The organism is Thermogutta hypogea, assembly GCF_055386265.1.
In genome coordinates this window covers 1,808,512-1,827,096 of sequence record NZ_AP042425.1, presented here as the reverse complement: position 1 = coordinate 1,827,096, position 18,585 = coordinate 1,808,512, and the positions used below count along the sequence as shown (strand labels likewise).

The following is an 18,585-nucleotide window of genomic DNA, read 5'->3' as shown; positions in this document are numbered from 1 at the left end:
TGCTGCTCTCCCGATCCCTTGATCAGAGGACGCCTTCGCACGTGCCTCGGCCGACCGGGCCGGTAACTCGGACTACGCCGGCGTCTCGAGTAGCCAAAGTCGGAGCGTGTTCAGCATGTGCTTGCCGATGGTGATGCGGCGGTAGGCCGGATGGGAACTGAAATGGATGCTGCGAACGCTCATCTTGGACGGGTGAAGCATGAACACGAATACGGTCAACTTGTGAATTTCCCCGTCGTCGGATTCGACCGGCGGAGAGGCTAGGACGATGTCCGCCGGGACGATCATGCCCACGCGCTGGATGAGCTCCCTGGCCGCTTGGGCTGCTTCGCCGGTGTCGCCCAAGGTTGCCCATTCCTCTTGCCAAAGTCGGTTCGCCGGCGCGATCAAGGATGCGGCCAAGACCGAACTTCCCTGCTGCGTCTGCGTCATCCAGTCCGTCACGAGCCCGCCGCTGTCCGATTCGAAGATCGCCAGCTTGAGGCCGCGCTGTGCCAGCACATCGGCAACGACGTCGTGCAAATCACGGCCGTCTTCGCTGAAGACCAGATTTCCGAGACTCTCGCGGATCGTTCGCAGGACCGGCTCGACCTTCGCTTGGCAGGCCTCTCGATCGGGGCCGCGGGTCGATATCCGCAGAATGATGGTGTTCTGGGACGCGTTGATTCCCACTAAGGGATCGCGTCCTCGACGGATGAGGTCCGGAAGCATTGCTTCGACTTGGCTTTCACCGGCTCCGAAGCATTTGACGTCATGGTGCAGAATATAATCCCTGCCCAGGCCGCTTTGGCACAGCCGCAATTCCGCCTCGGGCCACATTTCGTACAGTTCCACGGGTACGCCCGGAAAGCAAAGGATACGGCAAGCATTCCGGCCGGGACGAGGAATTTCCAGATCGATGCCGGGCGCGGTGCCGCGGGGATTGACGATCATCTTGCTGCCGACGGGAAACAATGCCTGGATGCGATTCCGCTCCGGCATCTGTCGATTGCGTCGGCGAAAAAACTCCTCCACCGCTTGCACCGCCTCAGGGTATTCGACCAGCGACAAACCCGCAGCTTCGGCCAAGGCCGGTCGCGTGAGGTCGTCCGCCGTGGGGCCGAGACCGCCGGTCGTGACGACAAAGTCCGATCGCTCCATTGCTTGGCGGAAGACGGCCGCCATGGCCGGAAGATCATCACCCACGGCCGTGTGGTATAGCACGCGCGCGCCGAGGTCCTCCAGGCGTTGGCTGATCCACTGGCTATTCGTATCCAAAAGGCGACCGTTGACGATTTCGTCGCCGATTGAGATGACTTCGCAGGTTGGGCCTTCCCAGTGGTCGGTCATGGGTGCTCCTGAACAAGGAGGTTGCTCCAGGCTCGCAACAACTCCCGCAATTCGTCTTCCTGGCGGACGTCGAAACTGCCCCGATGCTGTCCGTAAAGATCCATCCACAAAGCCAGACTTTCACGCTCCGCCTGGGTCAATCGAACATCGTAATGTCCCTTATCCAACATCGGCCAGAGCGGATTCATGCGTGCATGGCCCTCACCGGGCAGAGAACGGCCTCGATGGTAGGCGACGGCCACCGACTGGGCCAGACTCGGGTTGCCGTAATTGGTGAGCACCTCGAGCGAACGGCCGGGAGAAAGGTCCCATTTCTCCCCCGGCTTGCCGGCCTGGTGGCATTCCCCGCAACGGCGATCGAGGATCGGCTGGACCAACACCTCGTAGTCCAAGGGCCATGAACCCGGCGGCCCGATCCTTAAGCGCGAAGGCTGTCGATACATGGCGGCAATCGGTCGGGCCGGCGGAGCCTGCGTCCTCGGCTCATGGCAGCCCACACAGGAGGCGGTTTGTCCGGGTTGCACGTAGATCGCCGTGCGCATGGTCCGGACCGCCATCCCTTTTTCGTCTACGGCCTGGAGGAACAACGAGACGCCGGCGAGTACGCGGAAATAGGCCGATCCGTCGCTTTCCACCGGGGCGCTGCCAATCACGAATTTTCCCGGATCTTCGCGCGTCAATCCCAAGTTGGGATAGTTCATGGTGGGATGCGTCTTGACGGGAATGCCCACCACGCGAAGCTCGCGAATCGTCCCTCGCGGAATGCCCGGCATCCCTTCATAGACATCCGCCACCAACAGCGATCCTTCGGCTTCAGCCGGTTGGGAGTCCACGATACCGGTGCTTGAGATTTCACGGCGACGGGGCCGCAGAGGGATGGGACATTCGCAGCCGATCGCCTCGTCGCGATAAATCAGATTGAGGTTGCCGAAAGCGTCGAACAAATAGATGCCGGCGCCGGCGTCCTCCATCTTTTGACCGTGGTCCGCCAAGGGACTGTGCGACCATGACACGAGCAAGTGCTCTTCGGACAAGGGATAGGGGTTCGCAAAATAGTGTTTCGGCCATCCCTCGCTCTCGGGGAAGCATACCTCCGGGGTCAGACGCGTGAGCGGCGGTTCATCGTCCAAACCTCGGCGGGTATCCAAGAGGCATAGGCTACCGCCGGTAATCGAGTGGTGCGCCGAGGCCGTGAAGACCAGTTTGTGCGAACCGGGAATCGGTCGTGCTTCGAAGATGGAGAGCGGATTCCGCGTGAAATTGCCGTAGACGGCTTGTACGCCGGTACCGTCGGGAAATGTCGCCCAAAGCCCCATATATGGCTGATTATGGCGATCCACGTAGTCCCAGCGAGCGTAAAGGATGCGACCGCTCCAATCGACGCAGGGATGCCACTCGAAACTCTCGAATGCCGAGATCGGCCGGATGTTTCTCCCGTCGCCGTCCATGACGTGCAGCGTGTAGATCGCGACCGGTCTCTCGGGGCCGCCGCCGCAGCGCACATAGCAGTCCGGTCCGCCTTCGCCGGCCGCGGACACGGCCGTCGGCAAGACTTGAGTGTGGATGCCCCGGCGCGTGGACAGGAAAACGATGCGGCCGTCCGGGAGGTAGCGGGCATCCATGTCGTCATACTTTCCGGCGGTCAGTTGCCGCAGGCCGCTGCCGTCGGCGTTGACTTCATATACGTGGAAGAAAGCATCCTCGGGGACATTACCCTTGTCCAACTTGTTCGGTTCCTCGTGCAAGCCGGGGTAATAGCGAGCGTAGGAAAACAGGATCTTCGTACCGTCGTAAGAAACGTCAGGCCGAATCACCGAACCGGAAGGCAAGGACGCCGTCAGACACCGCAGCCGCGGCCGGTCGGTTTTCCATTGATCCATGACGTACAAGCCGCCGTTGGGACGGCACCACCAGCCGTAAAACTGATCGGACATATGGTGGAATGCAGGCGGCGCCCGCTTGACGAAAACCAAGCGGTCGAAATCCAGCAAGGGGTTGGCCCGGCTCATCCGTCGTATGGCTCCGCACACCGTGAAATAGACGACTTGCCTAGCTTCCGACGGCAACTCCGGGTCCCTGGCAATGCTTCTCTCGGCCTCTTGCAGCACCTGAAGTTCGCGGCGCACCGCCGTTTCCGCCTCGGCCGACAGATGCATTTCCAACAGTGCCGCGGCGAGTTTTTTGCCACGCTCGACCCATAATTCCACCGGGTAACGAAGTTCGGATTCGGCGGTTCCGGGAAGGGGGTGTTTGACCGACCACGGACTGACACTGCTTTGAAGCGCCGGCTTTCCCAGGGCGATGTTGCCGGCCGAAGCGTCGCCCGAGACGTACACCTCGACTTCGTCCAAATGAAAGTACTGCGTATCGGCAAGCTGGAGGCGTATGAATCTTCCTGCGGCGCCGTTCATCGCGACGCGGAGAGGCTTGCCGTCCGGCACGCCCTGGAACAACGACCCATCGTGCCGATAAACTTCCCGCCAGGTCACGCCGTCATCGGATATCAGAACGCACAGTTTGGCGGCGCGGGCGGCGGTCCCGCCGTCGCACCGGTTGAAAATCAGCAAGTGATCGATCGCATGGGCCTCGCCAAGGTCCACTTGCCACCAAGGCTGAGCCTCCATTTGCGTGTGAAATCCCCACTTGCCGTCTTTGATGCCGTCGCACGCACCGCGGGCATCCTCTTCAGGAGTAACGGGCAGGACGCGCGTATCGACGCCGCTTCGCAATTCCGCCTGCCGCACCCAGTCGCGAATCAGCATCGTTTCGCTGATCCTCGCCTCTTCCCACTCACCGACGGCGGCGCCGGCCGCCAGGTCGGAGGCCGCGACTCCGCCGGCCGAGGCGAGGAAGCCTATTCCCGCCACGACGAGGATTGCCGGCCCAAAGCTCCAATGGATCCCTTTTGGGGCGGTACGGTTGCCGGTGGCGCGGAAGCTGTTCGAGGGCAAGGCCGATTTCATGATTCTCCTCCCAGTGGATCCGTCCCCGTTACAGGATGCTCGAGGTCTGACCTTTGCAGTACGTAACCGCACGTTCGTGCGGCACGCTGGTTCCCAGGGAGCTATTTGGGCAACGGCGTTCCCGTGTTCCGATCGAAACGATCGGGCGTCAGTGTCGAAGGGACGGCGTCGCCGGTGCGCTGCATCCAGTCTTCCAACGCAGTTTCCAGTTCGCGGCGAATCTCGCGGATCTCCGGACGCCCCGCCAGGTCATGCAAGTTGTGGAAATCCGCCTGAGTATCATACAACTCGATCTCGGATGTCGGAAGGACGAAGCATTGCATTTGCTCAGGCGGCAGCTTTCCGGCATCGCGAAGTCTCCGCATGGCCTGAAACGTGGGGCTTCGCACGGCGTCGGCGGGAGGCGTCCGCGGCATGTCCTTCACCCAGTTACGAATCAAGAGATACCGTTCGCTTCTTACCGCCCGCTCGAAGGCCCGGTAATCGTGCCAATTGTGTTCCGAGAAGACGTAGTCGCGAATCTTCGCATCCGGGTTTTCGAGAAGCGATACCATGCTGACGCCTTGGAACGAGGTCGGAACGTCGAGGCCCGCCAAGGTCGTCAAGGTGGGAGCAAGGTCGATCGAACTGACCAAGGCCTTGCACACGGTGCCGGCGTGACGATTTCCGGGAAGACGGACGATGAGCGGCGTTCGCACTCCACTGTCGAAAACGGTGGTCTTGCACCGCGGGAAGGGACGCCCGTTGTCCGACATGAAGATTACCAAGGTGTCATCCCAAACGCCCTGCTCTTCCAACTCCTCTCGAACCCTGCCCACCCATTGATCGAGTCGCCCGATTTCGTCGTAATACATGGCCAGGTCCCGTCTCGTCTCGGGGACGTCGGGCAGATAGGGAGGTACCACGACATCGCTCTCGCGATGCGGAGGATCGATCGTTCCCGGCGCATAATCACGATGCGGGTCCGTCGTGGCCAGCCAGGCGAAAAACGGGCGGCTCTTGTCGCGTTCCCGTAAGACGGGCAGCCAAAAGCCGTAGGCGCCGTCTCCGCCGCCCTCGCGGACCGTGTCGAATTGAGGTTTGACTGCGTTTCCCAAATGCCACTTACCGGCGGCCATGGTGAAGTATCCGGCCTGACGGAGAGGCGTTGTGAGTAGGATTTGAGAGCCGGGCAAAGGTTGATGCAATTCCGCCGCCCCCGTAGCGTGCGGATACCGGCCGGTCAAAATGCTCGCTCGACTGGGGCTGCACGAGCTGCATGTGAGAAACGCTTGATCGAAGCGGATGCCTTCCGCCGCCAGACGATCGATATTGGGCGTACGAATATGCGGGTGGCCGTAGGCGCCGCAGTCTTCGCAGGCCATATCATCGGCGATGATGATCAGGAAATTCGGCAGTTTGCCGCCGGTGTCCGTCCCAGTCGCGGCTGGAAGCGGCGTGAACCCGCCTAGAGCCCACGGCAACAGCCCCGCCATCCATATGAAAATGGTTCGCCTCATGGCCGATCCTTTTGTGGGTGAGGAAGCCGTGCGCAACCCTTTCGAGAAACCCGAGGGCGGAATCGTGCGGGCTGCAAATGCCTCCCTGAACCCCTGCCTCGGTGAACCTTGCCGGCGACAGGTGTGATGATACTCCCGGATCCGCGGCCCCGCAATCTGATAGGCGATAAAGAGAAAGGTGAGAGCACTCTCAATTCTTCCAGGAATTCGCCGGACAGGCTATCACCGAGCACGCGAGGGAGCCCGGTTGATCACACGGGAAAATCGGATTCCCTATGCGTGAGTCGGGATCGGCGGTGGCAACCTTCATTCCAAATGGAGACATCTCTGGCGGTCGCCGCGATCGCCCGGCTTCGTTGGCAAGATAAATCGCTACCGGTACAATGATTTTGCGGTTGGAAACCGTCCGCGGCCGAATCGAATCAGGGTGTTGCCGCCGATCCCGATGGCATCGGCAGGAGTGGTAACATCGTCTTTCGGGCACGTTCGGCCATTTCCCAGCGCAAGGTCCCGTCTCATGCTTGCTTCTCCCCTGCCCCCGTCACCATCACCAAACCCCTGTGCTGACCAGTCCGTGTGTCCCGCCCGCCTCTTGAAGGGCCTGACTGACGAGACGAAGACGATCGGGGCCTCCGATTGCTGTCCATGCCCCGTCCTAGAGGATGTCCCGGAAGGATTGGTGATCGTCGATCGCAGTCACCGAGTGCTTTGGGCGAATCGGCGAGCGGAGATGCTTGCGCGAGCCGCAGCGCCCTTGATCGGAAAACATTTCTACAAGGATTTGTTTCCCAACGTGCGGCTCCTGCACGCGGATTTTGCCCCCTTGAGTTTCGCCTTTCGTCAACGCCGCTCCACCTCGACCAGTTTCGCCACGTGGGATGGAAGGATCCTGCAATTGGAAGTCATCCCGCGCATCGCCGCCGAAGCCTTGCCCACGTGCGCCTTGGCCGTGTTGCGCGATGTCACGGAGGAACGCGAGCCGTGGCAACGGCTGAACGTTATCTACGAGGCCGGTTTGCAATTGGCCGAGATCGCGCCGCAGGACTTGATTCATCGGACCTCGGCGCAGCGGATAGAACTGCTGAAGGAACGCTGCCTGAGTTTTCTGCGCGACGTCTTGCATTTCAAGGTGTTCGAGATTCGACTCGTCACGCCGGAACCCTCGAGCGGCCGAATGAAGCTGGTGCAATTGATCGCGGACGGCATGAGCGATGCGGCCAGCAACCGAACGTTATACGTCGAATACTCCGGCAGCGGCATCACGGGCTATGTCGCCGCGTCGGGACTGTCTTACATCTGCGACGATACCTTGACCGATAGCCTGTACCTGCCGGGGACCAGCACGTCCCGCAGTTCGCTGACGGTCCCGCTTATCAAGTACGAGACCGGTTTCCAGAAAAAGACCGTCATCGGCACCGTCAACGTCGAGAGCGACAAACCCCGCGATTTCAACGAGAAGGATCGCCTGTTCTTGGAGCTGTTTTCTCGCGATCTGGTGGTCGCGCTCAATGCTCTCGACTTGATTGCGGTCGAGGAACAGCAGGCGCGCAGCAGCATGTTGGAAGCGGTTCACGGTAAGATCGCGCGGCCGGTCGAAACGATTACCAACACGGCGGCTCGTTTGTGGGAGCGATTGGAATCACCGGAGATGCACGCGTTGGCCGAGGAGTTGCGCGAGACGCTGCGGAGCGAAGTACGAGAAATCATCCGAATGGCTCGGGGGATCAAGGAGGTCGTGTGGAAAGTCGGCGAGACGCTTCCTCCCACCGAAGCCACCCCCACGCCGCCGGAAGCACAAGAGGAACGGCGGCTGGCGGGAAAGCGCTTCTTGGTCGTCCATGAGAACCCCGCCGTCCGAACCGACGTGGATCGCATTCTCTCGGCGGCGGGCGGCCTGGTCGAAACCGCGGCTCGCGGCACGGACGGCCTACGGATGGTTCGGGCCACCGGTCCTGAGGGGGATTACGCCGGCATTTTGGTGGCCAATATCCTGCCCGACATGGGCGGCGCCGACTTCATTCAGAAGGTCGAGGAAATCCTCCGCCGAACGCCGTCGCATTGCGTTATGATTATCACGTTCGGCGTGTACGACCCCGATCACAATCAAGTTAAGGCGAGAAGGTTGGGGGTCAAGCATTTCGTGAGCGACCACGTGGACGTCCAACGTTTGATGACGGTGATCGACGGACTCTTGGAGGAAGAGTCGCAATCTCAGAAATCGGAAAGCGGCTCGGCTTCCGCGTAGATCGCCCGGAGTGCCCGCCCCCGATCGTGCGGCGACGCGTTGGTAACAAGAGGAAAGACGGCTCGAGATCTGGAAGAGGACTGCGGCGTGGAGCTGTTGGCACCGGCAGGCGATCGGTCGTGCTTGGAGGCGGCAATCAAGGCGGGGGCCGATTCGGTGTATTTGGGCTTGCGGGATTTCAACGCGCGAAGGCGTGCCCGCAATTTCTCCCCGGAAGAACTGGGGCAAGCCGTGTCCTTCGCGCATAGCCGCGGCGCGAAGGTGTATCTGACTCTTAACACCGTATTCGCGGAGCGAGAGCTGCCTCGCGTCCTCGATGCCTTTCGCTGTGCTGCGGAGGCCGGGGTTGACGCCGTGTTGGTTCGCGATCCGGCCGTTCTCGCGATCCAAAAGCTGATCCCCGACCTGCCGCTGCATCTCAGCACGCAGGCCGCAACAGTCAATTCGGCGGATGTGGCGGCGGCTGCCGAGCTGGGGTTCCGCCGCGTGGTTCTCGGCCGGGAAATGTCGCTGGAGGATATTCGAGCGGCTGCGGCGACGCCGGGCATTGAAACCGAGGTCTTTGCACAAGGCGCCCTTTGTTTTTCCGTTTCGGGTCGTTGCCTCATGTCAAGTTGGGTCGGCGGACGCAGCGGCAATCGGGGCACGTGCGCCAGCCCTTGCCGCGTACCCTGGACGGTTGCCGGCAACCCGGCTGGCAATCCGCTCTCCATGCACGACCTTTGCACCCTCGAGCAACTGGGGGCCATCCGCCGGGCCGGGGTCACCGCGCTGAAGATCGAAGGCCGCCTAAAAAATGCCCGATGGGTCGAGACCGCCGTATCGCTCTATCGCCGCGCGCTCGACGGCGAGGACGCCGATCGTTTGTCTCAACAGGCGCTGCGACTGGCTGATTATACGGGTCGCCGATTGACGGCGGGTTTCTTGGAAGGAGTTTATACCGATCTGACCGGCACGGACGCGGGACGGGCGAGTTCCCGAGACGGCTGCGATGCGGCGTTGAACCTCGAAACGTCGAGCGCCGAAGCCGACAGCTCGACCGATGAAGCGACGCCCGAGCAGACCAAGCCGGGACGCGAGCAAGGTTTCCTCTTTCAAGTCTTGTGCGGAGGTCCTGAAATCCGCTGCCGGTTACAATGGGACAAATGGGCGGCCGAGTGGGAGTATCCGAAGAGCCGCGTCGTGCGAGCGAACAAGGCGATTCCGGTTTCGCAACTCCTGGAAGCCGTAGCCTCCCGCGCATTCCACGGCGTATCGGCGGAGAGGCTGCTGACCGACCTTCCGGACTACCTCTTGGTGCCGCGGACGGCCAACGCGGCCGTGGAGCGGTTGGCGGCGGAAATCGCTCGGGCCAAACGCAACGAACATCGGCAAACGGATTGGCAACCGCCGGCGGAAATCACGGAATGGTTGGGAATGCCCGGTGAAAGCAACCCGAACATTCGCGCCCTCGGTTCCCCGCCGAACCGGGTACGTCTTGCAGCCGATCAAGTCGCCTCTTTCGTCGCCGAAATTGCGGGAGTGGACGTGATCGTGGAAAACGCCGCGCCGGACCAGATTTCCGAGCTCGCGGCGGTTTGCCGTAAGCGTCGCTTGATCCTCGCTACTCCGCCCGTGTGCTTCGAGTCGCACGTCGAAGAAATGGCTCGGCTCATCGAGCGGTGCCGCAAGGCCCGGTGCGGTTTGGAAGTGAATAGCTGGGGGGCCTGGCATCTGGCCCGCGAAGCCGGAACGGCCTTTGAAGCGGGGCCCGGCTTGGCCGTCCTCAACAGCCTCGCCGCCGGCGTCCTTCGTCGCCTCGGGGCAAGCTGCGTCACCGTCTCGTACGAAGCGGACCGCCGTCAACTGGAAGCCCTATCCGCCTCGTGTCGGGTTCCCATGTCGCTGTACATCTTCGGAAGACCGCCGCTCGCATTCAGCCGCGTGGAATTGCCGGAGGACTATCTGGAACGGGAATTCGCCGACCGTCGCGGTCTCCGAATGATCCCTCGCCGCGAAGCGGGCATCTGGACGTTTCGTCCCCGGGATCCGTTCGACTGGCGCGACTTTGCCAACGGCAAGATCCGTGCCCGGCACTTGGTCGTGGATCTCACCGCCTCACCCGATCCCGTCTCCGAATGGCTCGATCGCCGCCGCCGATTCGACCGCTTCCGATTCAATTATGATCGGACCTTGCATTAGCCCGCGGACCGGGTGTTTTGGGCGTGAGACCTTCGTGTTATCCTATCCATCCGGATCGGCGGGGGGCGAGTCGTGCCGAGAGCGGCGACGGCTGGTGTTCGCCCATGCTTGCCGAAGAGCCGGCCGCTCCCGTATTTCCTGATTCGGCGCTGGTGAGTCCTCGGGAGGGTTCACACTTGGGAACCGTGCCGCGATCACCGATGCCGATCGTGAATCCTTTTTCCTTTTTTGGAGAGACGGTGCGATGCGATTGAGGCTCGCGGCGATCTGCGCGACGGGGATTCTTCTGAGTTCGGCGGCGCTGCCCGAAAATGTAGCGACCGCGAAAACTCGCCCCAATGTGGTCGTTATATTGGCGGATGACCAAGGCTGGGGAGATCTTCGCAGCCGGGGGAACACGAATCTGGAGACTCCGAATCTGGATTCCTTGGCGCAACAGGGGGCGAGCCTCGAGCGTTTTTATGTGTGCCCGGTTTGCTCCCCCACGCGAGCCGAATTCTTGACGGGAAGATACCATCCCCGAGGCGGCGTCCGCGACGTTACCCGAGGCGGAGAACGCCTGAATCTGGATGAGTACTGCATCGCCCAGGCCTTCCAATCCGCCGGCTACGCAACCGCGATTTTCGGGAAATGGCACAACGGAAGCCAATATCCTTACCATCCGCTGGCCCGCGGCTTCCAGGAGTTCTTCGGCTTCACATCGGGCCACTGGGGGATTTACTTCGAACCTCCGTTGGAACACAACGGCGAATGGGTTCGCGGAACGGGATATATTACCGACGATCTCACGGATCGTGCCATTCGTTTCGTCGAGGAAACCGGCGACCGCCCGTTTTTCTGTTACCTGGCCTACAATACGCCGCATTCGCCGTTCCAGGTTCCGGATCGTTTTTATGACAAATTTCGCGACAACCCAATCGAGTTGAGGTATCCGGGGCCGGAGCCGGAAAACATCGACGTCACGCGAGCCGCGTTGGCGATGTGCGAAAACATCGATTGGAACGTCGGCCGCTTGCTCGCAGCGATGGAGCGCCGCGGCGTCAGCCGAGACACGATTGTCATTTATTTCTCGGACAACGGCCCCAATTCCGCTCGCTGGAACGGCGGCCTTCGAGGCCGCAAAGGGTCTACGGATGAGGGCGGCGTCCGATCCGCTTGCTTTATCCGCTATCCCGGTGTGATTCCCGCCGGTCAAAGAATCGCGCAAGCGGCGGCGGCCATCGATCTGTTCCCAACCCTCGTCGATTTGACGGAGATTTCGTGCGATCCTCCGAAGCCCTGGGACGGCATGAGCTTGGCTCCCTGGCTCCTAGGACGGCGCGAGGATACGGTCGATCGCAGGATCTTTTCGCACTGGAACGGCCGCGTCAGCGTTCGTACGCAGCGATTCGTTTTGGATCATCAGGGACGACTCTACGACCTGGACAATGACCCGGGGCAAAAAGTCGCCGTCCAAGACCGATTTCCGGAGATTGCCGCCGAGTTGAGCCGAGCGGTGGACGAATGGAGAAAGGAAGTACTTCCGGATACAGCGGACGATCGACCTTTCCCCGTGGGCTACCGAGAATATCCGACCACGGTCTTGCCGGCTCGCGACGGCGTGCCTGCCGGCGAAATCCGGCGGAGCGCCCAGGCGCCGAACTGTTCGTTTTTCACCCATTGGAAGAACCTTTCCGATACCGTGACCTGGAGCGTGGAGGTACACACTCCCGGCGAGTATGAGGCCGTTCTGCTCTACACGTGTGCGGCCTCGGATACCGGATCGGTGGTGGAGCTTTCTCTGGGATCGGCGCAAGTGACGGCGACTATCAGCGAGCCGTTCGATCCGCCCCTTCGAGGCGCGGAATTCGACCGCGTGCCGCGTGCGGGAGAATCGTACGTCAAAGAATTCAAACCCCTGACCCTGGGTACCATGCGACTGCCGTCGGGGCGGGGAACCTTAACTCTGAAAGCGAAGCACATTGCGGGGGAACAGGTGGCCGACGTTCGCGCCGTGATTCTCCGCCTGCTACCGTGACACTCGGCGTCTGCCCTTTTTTGCAATCGCCGTCCTCACGGCAAAATCCTTGCTGAGAGCGGCAAACAGGGCGGTTCCCATCCCCGTGGATTCGTTCCCCGGCCGCAGTGCCGTCGCCGATTCGGTTCGTTTTACTTTCTGAGGATGACCCTGGATCACCGCAAGCGCCTACGCGAAGATGCGCTCCGCATTTGGCGGGCCGGCGTTGAGGCCGTCCATGCCGATCGGCTTGTTCGACGTAACGTCCGAATCGAGGACGGGTACCTGGTTTTTGGAGAGTTCGATCCGCTTCGAATCCCGTTAGCATCCATCGGCAGAATTGCGGTCGTCGGGGCGGGCAAGGCCGGAGCCGGCATGGTCGCCGGGATCGAGTCGGTTTTCTGCCCGACCTGGGCGGACCGATTTCAACTCGGCGGTTGGGTCAACGTCCCCGACGATTGTGTCCGCTCGACTCGGCGGATTCACCTCCATCCGGCGCGTCCCGGCGGCGTAAACGAGCCGACCGCCCAAGGGGTATGGGGCACCGAGCAGATTCTGGCGATCGTACGCAATTTGACTGCTCGCGACCTTTGTATCTGTTTGATTTCCGGCGGCGGTTCCGCGCTGCTGCCATTGCCCGCGTCGGGAGTTACCCTGGACGACAAGCTGAACGTGACGCGGCTTCTCAGCAGTGCCGGCGCGAATATCGCAGAGTTGAATGCGGTGCGCAAGGCGCTGAGTCTCGTCAAAGGGGGAGGGTTGCTGCGAGCCTGCGGTGCCGGAACGCTCATCTCCCTAATCATTTCCGATGTGCTCGGCGACCCGCTGAGCCTCATCGCATCCGGTCCAACCGTCCCCGATGCCGTCCGTCCCGACGAGGCGCTCGCCGTTTTGGAAAAGTATCCGGAGGTCAAGGCCGCCTTGCCTTCTCATCTGATCGCTTGGCTTCAGAGCGGAGAAAGGACGGTTGCCGTCGGCGACGAAGCAGGACCGCAACGTGTCCATCACTTCGTCATCGGCAACAACGCCGTCGCGGTCGATGCCGCCGCCTTGGAAGCCGAGAGGTTGGGCTATCAGCACGCTTGCGTCAGCAGTCCGTGCTTGGAAGGCCCTGCGGAAGCAATCGGCACGCAGCTCGCCGAGCAAGCCTTGGACATGCGTGCCGGACGCACCGTCGACTGCTTGATCAACGGCGGAGAGCCGACCGTGCGATTGGCGCCGGCCGGAATACGCGGAAGAGGGGGCAGGAATCAACAACTGGTTCTCGCGGCGGCACAGGCCCTATGGCGGGACGGCGCTCGCGGCATCGCACTTCTCTCCGGAGGGACGGACGGCGAAGACGGACCCACCGACGCGGCCGGTGCCATCGTGGATGCCGACGTTCTTGCGAGGGCCAAGGAGCTGAACCTTGACCCCGCCGTATTCCTCGAACGCAATGACGCCTACACTTTTTTCGAAAGAACGGCGGGGCTGATCAAGACCGGCCCGACTCACACCAACGTCTGCGATATCAGGGTGATTCTCGCCCGGAAGGAATGAAGTTTCTCTCTGCGGAGTCCGGTGTAAACGGTAGGACGGTTTGTGGAATAGATCGGTCTGCTTGGCCGCGAATCGGCTCGTAACAGGCAGGGTTTCGTACGTTCCCGAAGAAGTTGCCCAAGCTCGAAGAACGACCTATGCGGCGGCGAGAACCAGGCGACACTCCCCTTGTCATAAGTGCGGAATTGGTAGATGATAATGATAATTCACGCGACAAGGGGGACTTTCTGCGCACCCTATCCCTTTCAAGGAGGTTTGCGGAATGCGGCGACCGATCGTGGCCGGTAACTGGAAAATGAATCTGGATCGAGCTTCCGCCATTGCCTTGGCCAAGGCGGTAGTGCAAGGCGTCGAGTCATTTCCGGGAGTTGACGTAGCTCTGTGCCCGCCGTTCGTTTACTTATCCGCGGTGGCGGAGGCGGTGGCCGGTTCACGCGTAGCACTCGGCGCGCAAAACTTGTATCCTGAGCCGAAGGGTGCCTTTACCGGCGAAATCAGTCCCCTCATGCTGAGGGATGTCGGCTGCACGTTTGTGATCTTGGGTCACAGCGAACGCCGTGCGATGGGGGAATCCAGCGACTTCGTCAACGAGAAGGTTTTGGCGGCGCTCGAGGCTGGGCTTAAGCCGATCGTGTGCGTCGGGGAGACGTTGCGTCAACGAAAGGAAAACAAGACCGCCGCGGTCATTCGTCGCCAGGTGGACGGCTCGCTGGCCGGGTTGTCGGCCGAACAATTGTCGCGTTGCGTCATCGCTTACGAACCGGTTTGGGCGATCGGGACGGGTGAAAACGCCACTCCCGAGCAAGCCGAGGAGGTCCAGGCCGAAATTCGGCAGTTGATTGCCGTCCGCTACGGCAAAGACGCCGCGGACGCACTCCGAATTCAGTACGGGGGAAGCGTGACGCCGGCCAATGCCGAGAGCTTGATGAAGATGCCGGACGTCGACGGCGGCTTGATCGGTGGTGCAAGCTTGAAGGCGGATAGCTTTCTCGCCATCGTTGCGGCGGCACAGAATTGCAAGGCCTTGTGAGGGCCGTCGGCGTCTCGCCCTCAGCGTTCGGAATAAGGCTCAGAACGGCGATCACACGACCATGAAAATCATTTTTTTGATCCTGCTTTCCGTCACTGCCGTGTTCATGATCCTGCTGGTGCTCATCCAGCGAGGGAGGGGCGGAGGGCTTGCCGGCGCTTTCGGCGGGATGGGCGGTCAAAGCGCCTTCGGCGCCAAAGCGGGTGATACGTTTACCCGGATCACGATCGGCGTGGCCGGATTTTGGATCGTCTTGTGCGTCCTCGCATTGGGTTATTTCCGCTGGGGGGAACGATCCCGGCTCGATATCGGCGGTTCGGAGCCGTCGGCGGGAGCCACGCTTCTCCCCTCGTCAAGTGACGGCGGTTCCCCGGCCGGTCCTACGTCGGGGGCCGCGAACGGGGCTGAGGCATCTGCTAACGTTCCCACTCCATCCGGCGAAAGCGGGGCCGGTGCAACCCCTTGATTGCATCGGACACGCCGAAACTTCCCCCGCTCGCGGTAGATTCCCAATTCGGCATCCTTCGAGATTCATCGTGGATCCTGTTCCACCCAAGTGCTGATTCGCACCGGAGGTCGTCGTCTTGCTCCTCAGCATGACCGGATTCGGAGAGGCGAGAACCGAGGGGCCGGGCTTCGCCGTGCGTGCCGAGCTCCGTGCCGTCAACAATCGCTACTTTAAGCTCAGCATCCGCTCCAACGAGAGCTTGACGGCTGCGGTCGAGGCGGAAATCGAGACCTTGCTCAAGCAGGCCGTCCGTCGAGGGACGGTGCAAGTCAATTTGTTCGTCGATCGTCCGCCCGCTTCGGTCGATTTCCGCGTCAATCGTGAAGTCCTGTTGGGCTACTGGAGCCAGCTCACGAGCATCGCCATCGACGCTCATGCGACGCCGCCCAATTCTCTGGAAGCCTTCCTCCAGTTGCCCGGCGTCATTTCGGATCGCTCCGACCCGGCCGGCCGAGTGGAAGAGCTGAAACCGAGCCTGATGGCGGCCTTAAAGCAGGCGATTGAGCAATTTCAGCGGATGCGGCAAATCGAAGGCCGCAACATGGCGGACGACCTGCGTCGCAATTGCCGTGACCTGCTGGAGCTGGCCGAGCAGGTCCGCGCCCGGGCTCCCGCCGTCATCGAGAATTATCGGGAGCGTTTGCGCGAGCGACTCAACCGCCTGCTCGGCGAAGTCGATGTGCAGGCGGCACAGGAGGACATCCTGCGGGAAGTCGGGCTTTTCGCCGAGCGATCGGATATCTCGGAAGAATTGGTTCGTTTCCAAAGTCATGTCGAGCAGTTTCTGCATACGTTGGATTCCGAGTCCGCGGAGGGTATCGGCAGGCGACTCGACTTCATGACCCAGGAAATGGTGCGCGAGATCAATACGCTGGGGGCCAAAGCGAACGATGTGCGGATCAGCGGCTACGTCGTGCAAGCCAAGACGGTGGTCGAGCGAATCCGGGAAATGGTACAAAACGTGGAATGATGAAATGCTGCGAAGCGCCCCATGAGCCGTTCCCTCGACGACAAACCGCAGGAACCGTCACGGCAGGCCAAACTGGTGGTGCTTTCGGGGCCTTCCGGCGTGGGCAAGACGACGGTCGCGGGGCTGGTGCTGAGGCAGTCGCCCGTGCCCTTGGTGAAGAGCATCTCCGCCACGACTCGCCCGCCGCGGCCGGGGGAAGTCCATGGCGTCGATTACTTCTTTTTGACGCCCGAGGAGTTTTTTCGCCGCCGCGAGGCCGGGGAGTTCCTCGAAGCCGCGGAAGTATTCGGCGATGGGGTTTGGTACGGGACGCTGCGCGATCCGGTCATGCGTTTGCTCGCGGACGGGAAGTGGGTATTATCGGTCATTGATGTTCGAGGCGCGATCGCCGTGCGCGATGCATTACCGCACGCCGTGAGCATTTTCCTTTTGCCCGAAAACCCCGCCGTCCTGCTGGAGCGACTTCGTGGCAGAGGGACGGAAGACGAAGAAGCGGTTCGACTTCGACTGCAACGGGCCGAAGAGGAGCTGCGCCTGGCCGATCAATACCGCTATCGCGTGATCAATGACCGGGTGGAGGATGCCGCCGCCCGGATTTGTGGAATCCTGGCCCTCGAGGCCGGACTGACCGGAACTTACGATCCAAAGGGAATCGTCTCCGACGGAGGTTGTAGCCCATGTACGACGAATTGAAGGATGATGCGCTGGTGGACAAAGTCGGCGGGCGTTTCAAGCTCTCGACGCTGATTCAAAAGCGCTTGGTGGCCTTGATGAAGGGCGCGCCGCCCCTTGTGGACCTGGAGACGAAAGATCGCATGAAAATCGTCCTGCGAGAGATCATGGAGGATAAGATTTATCTGGATCTTCATGACCGTGTGAGGACCGTGGCGGATCTCCCGGAACCGGAAGATCTTGGTTTGACCGGCGGGGGCCTGCCGCCGGCTTGATCCGCCGGCATAACATTCGCATCGCCTCATGATGCGGACGGCGACGGTTCGTCAGGCATAACAAGGGAAAGGTCCGAACGGTCATGCCCGGGCATGAGGTTCTGGTCGGCGTGACGGGGGGAATCGCGGCCTACAAAACGGCCGCGCTAGTCAGCCGCCTGGTACAGAGCGGAGTTTCCGTGACGGTCGTCATGACGAAAGCGGCCGCACACCTGGTAGGGCCGAAGACCTTTGAGGCATTGACGGGCCGCCCCGTCGGCACCGACATGTGGTTGCCGACGCCGCATCCCCATATCGAGTTGGCGCGCCGGGCGGAGTTGCTGTGCGTTGCGCCCGCCACAGCGAATTTCCTCGCCAAGGCGGCTTGGGGACTGGCCGACGACCTGTTGACGACCTGCCTCCTGGCGTTTACCGGCCCGGTCTTGATCGCCCCGGCCATGAACAGCCAAATGTGGGCTAAGCCGGCGGTGCAACGCAATCTGCAACAGCTTCGCGAGGATGGGTATATCATCATGGATCCCGGCGAAGGACACCTTAGTTGCGGCGAGGTCGGAGCGGGACGCATGGCCGAGCCGGACATCATCTTCGCCAAGATCGAGGAAATCCTTGATCGCCGCATCGTCTGATCGATCGGGAGGCAGGTGAGACCGTTTCGGCGGCGGACCGGCCCGTCCAGGCCCCCCGGCATCGCACGATCGTCCTTCAGCGGCGTGCGGAGGTTGCACCGTGGCCAGAGTGCTGATTACCTCGGGACCCACCCGCGAGTACCTCGATCCCGTGCGATATTTGTCGAACGCCTCCAGCGGGCGCATGGGAAGCGCTTTGGCCGCGGCTTTCCTCGCCGCCGGTCATGACGTCTGGATCGTCTCGGGCCCGGTCGAGATCGCTTATCCGCCGGATTGCCGGGTGCGTTACGTTACCACTACCGAGGAAATGTTGCTTGCGGCGACCGAGCTGTTCGCGGCCTGCGACGGCGTCATCGGGGCGGCGGCGCCCTGCGACTTCCGTCCCGAGTCTCGGGCAGCAGACAAGATCGTGAAAACCGGCGAGGACCTGTTCTTGCGGCTGGTGGAGACTCCTGATATCTTGGCCGCTTTGGCCGCCGAAAAGCAGGGACGGTGGATCGTGGGCTTTGCCCTGGAGACGCGCGACGGTCCCGCTCGGGCCATGCAGAAACTGCAACGCAAGCAATGCGACCTGATTATCCTGAACCATCCCGAGGCCATCCATTCCGACAGAACGGCAATCACAGCGTTCACCCCCGACGGCACGGTGCTGGGAAATTTCGTCGGCTCGAAGTCGGACGCGGCGCGTGAAATTTGCGGCTGGGTGGAACGGAGGCTCATGCATTGAGGAACGGAGGCTTGCAGCCGCCGCA

14 protein-coding genes are annotated in these 18,585 nt (G+C 61.6%); 11 read left to right on the top strand and 3 right to left on the bottom strand.

Annotated elements, in window-relative coordinates; all coding sequences use genetic code 11:
- Window positions 1-72: 72 nt before the first annotated feature.
- From ACZ5B4_RS06565 to ACZ5B4_RS06555, 3 genes are all read right to left on the bottom strand, one after another.
- On the bottom strand, window positions 73-1,329 hold the full coding sequence (locus ACZ5B4_RS06565; RefSeq protein WP_464913634.1) for a molybdopterin-binding protein: 1,257 nt from the start codon (window positions 1,327-1,329) through the stop codon (window positions 73-75).
- Window positions 1,326-4,292, bottom strand: coding sequence for an HzsA-related protein (locus ACZ5B4_RS06560; protein WP_464913633.1), 2,967 nt, complete (start codon window positions 4,290-4,292; stop codon window positions 1,326-1,328). Before ACZ5B4_RS06560 ends, ACZ5B4_RS06565 begins: the two co-directional genes overlap by 4 nt.
- A 101-nt stretch (window positions 4,293-4,393) precedes the next feature.
- Complete coding sequence (locus ACZ5B4_RS06555; protein WP_464913632.1) at window positions 4,394-5,791, bottom strand: sulfatase family protein; 1,398 nt, start codon at window positions 5,789-5,791, stop codon at window positions 4,394-4,396.
- A 445-nt stretch (window positions 5,792-6,236) separates the two neighbouring features.
- On the opposite strand from ACZ5B4_RS06555, the gene ACZ5B4_RS06550 reads away from it, so the two are divergent.
- The 11 genes from ACZ5B4_RS06550 to ACZ5B4_RS06500 all read left to right on the top strand — a co-directional run bounded on the left by ACZ5B4_RS06550 (window position 6,237) and on the right by ACZ5B4_RS06500 (window position 18,560).
- A complete protein-coding gene (locus ACZ5B4_RS06550; protein WP_464913631.1) occupies window positions 6,237-8,036 on the top strand; it encodes a GAF domain-containing protein in 1,800 nt (599 codons plus the stop codon).
- 87 nt (window positions 8,037-8,123) lie between these two features.
- Window positions 8,124-10,217 (top strand): U32 family peptidase, encoded by a 2,094-nt coding sequence (locus ACZ5B4_RS06545; RefSeq protein WP_464913630.1) that lies wholly within the window; start codon window positions 8,124-8,126, stop codon window positions 10,215-10,217.
- A gap of 244 nt (window positions 10,218-10,461) precedes the next feature.
- Window positions 10,462-12,234, top strand: a complete 1,773-nt coding sequence (locus tag ACZ5B4_RS06540; RefSeq protein WP_464913629.1) for an arylsulfatase — start codon at window positions 10,462-10,464, stop codon at window positions 12,232-12,234.
- Window positions 12,235-12,378: 144 nt separating this feature from the next.
- A complete protein-coding gene (locus ACZ5B4_RS06535; RefSeq protein ID WP_464913628.1) occupies window positions 12,379-13,752 on the top strand; it encodes a glycerate kinase type-2 family protein in 1,374 nt (457 codons plus the stop codon).
- A gap of 262 nt (window positions 13,753-14,014) precedes the next feature.
- A complete protein-coding gene (gene tpiA, locus ACZ5B4_RS06530) occupies window positions 14,015-14,782 on the top strand; it encodes a triose-phosphate isomerase (RefSeq protein WP_464913627.1) in 768 nt (255 codons plus the stop codon).
- 61 nt (window positions 14,783-14,843) lie between these two features.
- Complete coding sequence (gene secG, locus ACZ5B4_RS06525) at window positions 14,844-15,248, top strand: preprotein translocase subunit SecG (protein WP_464913626.1); 405 nt, start codon at window positions 14,844-14,846, stop codon at window positions 15,246-15,248.
- A 118-nt stretch (window positions 15,249-15,366) separates the two neighbouring features.
- Window positions 15,367-16,260 (top strand): YicC/YloC family endoribonuclease, encoded by an 894-nt coding sequence (locus tag ACZ5B4_RS06520; RefSeq protein WP_464913625.1) that lies wholly within the window; start codon window positions 15,367-15,369, stop codon window positions 16,258-16,260.
- Between the two features lie 21 nt (window positions 16,261-16,281).
- On the top strand, window positions 16,282-16,953 hold the full coding sequence (gene gmk, locus ACZ5B4_RS06515) for a guanylate kinase (protein ID WP_464913624.1): 672 nt from the start codon (window positions 16,282-16,284) through the stop codon (window positions 16,951-16,953).
- Window positions 16,938-17,207 (top strand): DNA-directed RNA polymerase subunit omega, encoded by a 270-nt coding sequence (locus ACZ5B4_RS06510; RefSeq protein WP_464913623.1) that lies wholly within the window; start codon window positions 16,938-16,940, stop codon window positions 17,205-17,207. Before gmk ends, ACZ5B4_RS06510 begins: the two co-directional genes overlap by 16 nt.
- A gap of 83 nt (window positions 17,208-17,290) precedes the next feature.
- A complete protein-coding gene (locus ACZ5B4_RS06505) occupies window positions 17,291-17,833 on the top strand; it encodes a flavoprotein (protein WP_464913622.1) in 543 nt (180 codons plus the stop codon).
- 100 nt (window positions 17,834-17,933) lie between these two features.
- A complete protein-coding gene (locus ACZ5B4_RS06500) occupies window positions 17,934-18,560 on the top strand; it encodes a phosphopantothenoylcysteine decarboxylase domain-containing protein (protein WP_464913621.1) in 627 nt (208 codons plus the stop codon).
- The last annotated feature ends 25 nt before the right edge of the window (window positions 18,561-18,585 follow it).

Coding starts and splice junctions, on each gene's coding strand:
- gmk (WP_464913624.1), top strand. CDS start 16,282: ATGAGCCGTTCCCTCGACGACAAACCGCAGGAACCGTCACGGCAGGCC.
- ACZ5B4_RS06555 (WP_464913632.1), bottom strand. CDS start 5,791: ATGAGGCGAACCATTTTCATATGGATGGCGGGGCTGTTGCCGTGGGCT.
- ACZ5B4_RS06535 (WP_464913628.1), top strand. CDS start 12,379: ATGACCCTGGATCACCGCAAGCGCCTACGCGAAGATGCGCTCCGCATT.
- ACZ5B4_RS06510 (WP_464913623.1), top strand. CDS start 16,938: ATGTACGACGAATTGAAGGATGATGCGCTGGTGGACAAAGTCGGCGGG.
- ACZ5B4_RS06540 (WP_464913629.1), top strand. CDS start 10,462: ATGCGATTGAGGCTCGCGGCGATCTGCGCGACGGGGATTCTTCTGAGT.
- ACZ5B4_RS06550 (WP_464913631.1), top strand. CDS start 6,237: ATGGCATCGGCAGGAGTGGTAACATCGTCTTTCGGGCACGTTCGGCCA.
- ACZ5B4_RS06560 (WP_464913633.1), bottom strand. CDS start 4,292: ATGAAATCGGCCTTGCCCTCGAACAGCTTCCGCGCCACCGGCAACCGT.
- secG (WP_464913626.1), top strand. CDS start 14,844: ATGAAAATCATTTTTTTGATCCTGCTTTCCGTCACTGCCGTGTTCATG.
- tpiA (WP_464913627.1), top strand. CDS start 14,015: ATGCGGCGACCGATCGTGGCCGGTAACTGGAAAATGAATCTGGATCGA.
- ACZ5B4_RS06505 (WP_464913622.1), top strand. CDS start 17,291: ATGCCCGGGCATGAGGTTCTGGTCGGCGTGACGGGGGGAATCGCGGCC.
- ACZ5B4_RS06565 (WP_464913634.1), bottom strand. CDS start 1,329: ATGACCGACCACTGGGAAGGCCCAACCTGCGAAGTCATCTCAATCGGC.